Here is a 4,412-nt window from a genome sequence, read left to right on the forward strand (position 1 = left end):
CCATCCAGGGCAGCTTGGCCCGGCCCTGCCAGAGGCCCAGACTGCTGTCGAAGTCGATCAGGTAGTAGAGGTTCCTGTCGCCGTGAAAGGTCAGGAGGGTGTTGCTGTCGGTCCGGTCGATGTCGTCGAGCCAGGCGGCGACCAGGCGGATGGCCCTGACCTCGCGTCGGAAGCGGAACCAGTCGAATCGCCAGAAGCCCTTGACGTCGCCCGGGATGAACTCGCTGGCGAAACCGCGTTTGCCGTCGAAGTTCTCGTCGCCGGCGCCCTCGATAGTGACGATGTGCTCGGCGGGGACGTTGTAGCCCAGCAGCCAGTAGACGCGGGTGGCGACGGCGGAGGCGCCCTCCGGGTGGTCCTCGTGGTCGACCTTGACGAGGAATTTCCGGCCGGTGGCGTCCTTGCCGAGGAACCGGCGGAGTTTGAACATGTGCTTGTCGGGTTTCTTGAGGATCTTCCAGGGGCCGACCGGCGGGTTGGCGGCCGGTCCGATGCCCGCCGCTTCGGGCGAGACGGCGGCGATGTCGCGGTTGGTGAAGAACGAGCCGTCATGGACCTGGCCGTTTTCATCGACGTTCCAAGCCGCCGGCTGATTGGGGTCGGCCGGGTTGAAGGCGGCCCGGGAGTCGAAGAAGTCGCGGACGGGCTCGTAGTAGGTGCCCTTCATAAACCGGTCGTGCAGAGGCGAATCGGAGACGCGGACGTTCTGAGTGACCCAGTCGGCGGTGTTCTGGTGCTGGATGTCCTGACAGCCGGCGATCAGGATCGGCAGCAGGATCAGGAACCGCGGACGGGCGGCGGTCGCTCGGCGTTTGACGTTCATGGTGTTCCGTACCCCCTGTGAAAACACCGTCTTGTTGACCCACGGCCGCCATTGTACCGGCCGATGATGCCGCCGCACAAGGAGTTCATTGGTCTACCCGGTCCCGCGATTGGTGTCAGTCGGTCGAGCGGACCGGCTCGATCGGGTCTTTGACGTTGATGATCTCGGCCTTGGTGGTGGTGCTGCCGGCGAAGGCGAGCCAGCGGACGCCACGCTCGATGATGGCCAGGACATCCGGGTTCTTGAAGATTGGATAGGTCTCGTGGCCCGGCCGGAAATAGAAGATTCGCCCGCGGCCTCGCCGCCAGGTGCAGCCGCTGCGGAAGACCTCGCCGCCTTCGAACCAACTGACGAAGACCAGCTCGTCGGGCTGCGGGATGTCGAAGAACTCGCCGTACATTTCCGTATGGGGCAGTTCGAGATACGGGCCCATGCCGGCGGCGATGGGGTGCGAGGGGTCGGTGACCCAGATCCGCTCCTTTTCGGCGATCTCCCGCCAGCGGAGCGAGCAGGTGGTGCCCATCATGCGGCGGAAGATTTTGGAGAAGTGGGCTGAGTGGAGCGGCAGCAGGCCCATGCCGTCGAGGATGCGGGCCTGGACGCGATCGACGATCTTGTCGTCCACTTCGTCGTGGGCCATGTGCCCCCACCAGATCAACACGTCGGTCTCGTCGAGGACCTTCTGGGTCAAGCCGTGTTCCGGCTCGTCGAGGGTGGCTGTGCGAACGCTGATGCCCTTGGCCTTCTTGAGGGATTCGGCGATGACGGCGTGCATGCCGTTGGGGTAGAGGGACTTAACGGTCTCGTTGTTCTTCTCGTGGCGGAACTCGTTCCAGACGGTGACGCGGATATCAGCCATGGCGGTCTCCTTTGTGATGGTGTTGCGGCCAGTAGACCACGCGGTGCGGCGCGGATCAAGGGCTGTTTTCAGACTTCCGGAGACGGTCTGGAAAAGTTCGGCGGGTCGACCGGCGGAGGGCTGGACGTTTCCCGCGAAATTGTGCACAATACGATGATGGAGCCCCTGTGATCGGGGCCGGTGCGGAGGTCCGGCGATGGACGGTAGTGAGATCGAACTGGTTCGGCACGTGGCGGGACTGCGGGTGACGCGGGCGTCGCACTATACCTGTCGGGCGCCCCTGTTCGGGCCGTCGCATCTGCACCCGGACGAGTTTCACCTCTCGTATGTGGTTCTGGGCAAAGGGACTATCGCGATCGAGGGGCGGGCCTATGACGTGGGGCCCAAGGACGCGGTGGTCATTCCGCCGCGACGGCGGCACCGGTCGATCGGGGATTCGCGGACCGATTACGAGCTGATCGAGATCCGGTTCGCGGTCAGCCGGCCGCAACTGGAGGCGGCGGTGCCGGCGTTGCCGGACGTGGTGCACGTGCACAACAGTCCGGAATTCGAGGCGGCGCTGGACCGGGTGGTGGTGGCGTATCTGCGAAACGTCGATCGGGAGAACGCGCTGGCCAAGGTCCGGCTGGCCGAGGCGCTGATCCTGCTGGCCCGCGAGACGGCGCCGTGGACGGGGACGGATTCGATGACGGGGGCGATGGAGCGGAAGATCCGGCAGGCGACCGAGTACATCGCGGTCAAGCACGCCGGTCCGCTGACGGTGGAGGAACTGGCCGAATTGGTGGGCCTCTCGGCCAGCCACTTCGCGGCGAGTTTCCGGCGGATGACGGGGATCAGTCCGATTGAGATGGTGATCCGCACGCGGCTTCACCACGCCCGCGAACTGCTGCGCAGTTCGGCCATGTCGATCAGCCAGGTGGCCACGGTCTGCGGGTTCGGCACCGGGCAGTATTTCGCCCGGGTATTCCAACGGCGGGAGGGGCTTTCGCCGAATGAATATCGGCGACGAAATCGCGGGTATGTGCGCCAATGAGGTCGAATGCAATAAAGGCGGAAAGCCGACGTTATAATATGGATGACGTTGTGCGCCGGTATCCACATGAGGTGAATCATGCCGACTGAGAGAAAGTCGTTCACGCTGATCGAGCTGCTGGTCGTGGTGGCGATCATCGCGATTCTGGTGGGAATCCTGCTTCCGACGCTGGCCTCGGTGCGTCAGCGGGCGACGAAGGTGACGTGCAGTTCAAACCTGCGACAGCTTGGCATGGCGATCCAGGCGTATATGCAGGAACACTCCCAGAAGTATCCAGCGGCGCGGTACATGCCGCCGCCGTTTATCAGCGGCGACACAAGTCCGCCCTTGCCGGAGGTCCTGATGGACCATTTTGGCAAGGAAACGCGGGTGTTGCAGTGTCCGGGCGACCAGGAGTGGGTTTATGCCCGCTGCGGGACCAGTTATACGTATAACGCTTCGCTGTCGGGCATAGCGCTCGAGGAGAACTGGTTTGCCGAACGGATCGGGTTTGGCCCCTCGGAGATGTTCGTGGCCTACGACTGCGACGGAGGCCGGTTCAGACTCGATAATTCAGAGGAAATCACGGTGCCCCCGTTCCACGCGTTGCGCAATCTGCTGTTTGCGGACGGCCACGTGGGCAACTACCAGTAAGGACGATGCGATGAGAAGCTTGAAAGACATGAAGAAGCAGTTGATCGTGGCGGGGCTGGTGGTGGTGGGAGCGGTGACGCTGGCCGGAGGGGCGTACTACGCGTATCTGCTGACGCCGCCGGCATTTCCGGAGACGGCGGAGGAGGCGATCGCGACGATCGGTTCGGCGCGATACGAGCGGTTGCCGGAGTATCGTCAGGAGGAGTACCTGGAGCAGGCGGGCCGGCTGTTGCGGGAGCTTCCGGAGGAGGAGCGTCGGCAACTGCGGGGGCGGTTTGGCGAGAGCGACGGCGCACGCGAGGCCATGGGGGCGATATTCATGAACGAGGCGGTCCAGCGGGCGACCGACTTCGCGGCGGCTTCGCCGGAAGATAAGATTCGCATTCTGGATGAGGATATCGACCGTTTCGAGCAGATGCGCGAGCGTTTTGCGAACCGTCGACCGGATGGCCCTCGGGCTCAGGGCGAGGGCCAAAGACGAGGGGAGGGCGGCGGACCGCAGATGGACCGCGGCGGGCGGCGGGGCGATGGGCGCGGAGGCACTCCGGAGGAACGCGGTGCGCGACGGCGCCAGCGGATGATGAATCGCATCGAGCACGGGAATCCGCAGCGGGCGGCCCTGATGGGCGAGTACTTCAGGGCGCTTGGCGAGCGGCGCGAGCAGCGCGGCTTGCCGCCGATGGGTCCGCGCGGTCGCGGGCGATGAGGCGGGACCGGTCACGCTCGTCGACGGATGCCCGCAAGGGCCGTCAAGGCGGTCAGCAGGAGCAGTGACGCCGGTTCGGGCAGGTGGGGCAGATAGGCGGCGTAGGCTTCGCCCAAGGGTGAGAGCGTGCCGTCGGGCATCAGGAGCCGCGTGTCGGCGAATTCCGGCCGGGTATCGTCGAGGGCGAACCACGCCCACCGCTGGACCAAGCGGTAGTCGTCGGCGGGCAGGCCGTTGGCGGCGTCGCGGAAGTCGGCGGCGCCATCGCCGCAGAGCCAGTCGGTGGCGCCCTGGAGAAACGCGACCGACTGCGGGGTGAAGCTGGGAGTCTCGAACACGCCGTACCCGTTGAGCCACA

At 65.1% G+C, this 4,412-nt stretch carries 6 protein-coding genes; 3 read left to right on the top strand and 3 right to left on the bottom strand.

Translation table 11 applies throughout. The features are described 5' to 3' along the window. Together GXY33_14700 and GXY33_14705 are read right to left on the bottom strand one after the other, a co-directional pair. Positions 1 to 823 (bottom strand): hypothetical protein (locus GXY33_14700; protein ID NLX06385.1); only part of this gene is annotated, 823 nt, incomplete at its 3' end. Positions 824 to 938: 115 nt separating this feature from the next. Further along, the gene (locus tag GXY33_14705) at positions 939 to 1,682 is read right to left on the bottom strand and encodes a trehalose utilization protein ThuA (protein NLX06386.1); all 744 of its coding nucleotides are present in this window, start codon (positions 1,680 to 1,682) and stop codon (positions 939 to 941) included. Between the two features lie 196 nt (positions 1,683 to 1,878). Between GXY33_14705 and GXY33_14710 the strand changes: the two genes are divergently transcribed. The 3 genes from GXY33_14710 (at position 1,879) to GXY33_14720 (ending at position 4,054) form a co-directional block, all read left to right on the top strand. Beyond that, positions 1,879 to 2,715, top strand: coding sequence for an AraC family transcriptional regulator (locus tag GXY33_14710; GenBank protein NLX06387.1), 837 nt, complete (start codon positions 1,879 to 1,881; stop codon positions 2,713 to 2,715). Between the two features lie 78 nt (positions 2,716 to 2,793). Further along, positions 2,794 to 3,348, top strand: a complete 555-nt coding sequence (locus GXY33_14715; protein NLX06388.1) for a type II secretion system protein — start codon at positions 2,794 to 2,796, stop codon at positions 3,346 to 3,348. 10 nt (positions 3,349 to 3,358) lie between these two features. After that, entirely contained in the window at positions 3,359 to 4,054 is a 696-nt protein-coding gene (locus tag GXY33_14720) for a hypothetical protein (protein ID NLX06389.1), read from the top strand. A gap of 11 nt (positions 4,055 to 4,065) precedes the next feature. Here the strand turns inward: GXY33_14720 and GXY33_14725 are convergent. Continuing rightward, positions 4,066 to 4,412, bottom strand: a 347-nt coding sequence (locus tag GXY33_14725; GenBank protein NLX06390.1) for a PEP-CTERM sorting domain-containing protein, incomplete at its 5' end; no start/stop codon positions are given.

It is taken from the genome of Phycisphaerae bacterium (assembly GCA_012729815.1).
GTDB lineage: Bacteria > Planctomycetota > Phycisphaerae > JAAYCJ01 > JAAYCJ01 > JAAYCJ01.

Bases quoted from the DNA above. Each gene is read 5' to 3' on its own strand.
- GXY33_14720 (NLX06389.1), top strand. From the start codon at position 3,359: ATGAGAAGCTTGAAAGACATGAAGAAGCAGTTGATCGTGGCGGGGCTG.
- GXY33_14710 (NLX06387.1), top strand. From the start codon at position 1,879: ATGGACGGTAGTGAGATCGAACTGGTTCGGCACGTGGCGGGACTGCGG.
- GXY33_14705 (NLX06386.1), bottom strand. From the start codon at position 1,682: ATGGCTGATATCCGCGTCACCGTCTGGAACGAGTTCCGCCACGAGAAG.
- GXY33_14715 (NLX06388.1), top strand. From the start codon at position 2,794: ATGCCGACTGAGAGAAAGTCGTTCACGCTGATCGAGCTGCTGGTCGTG.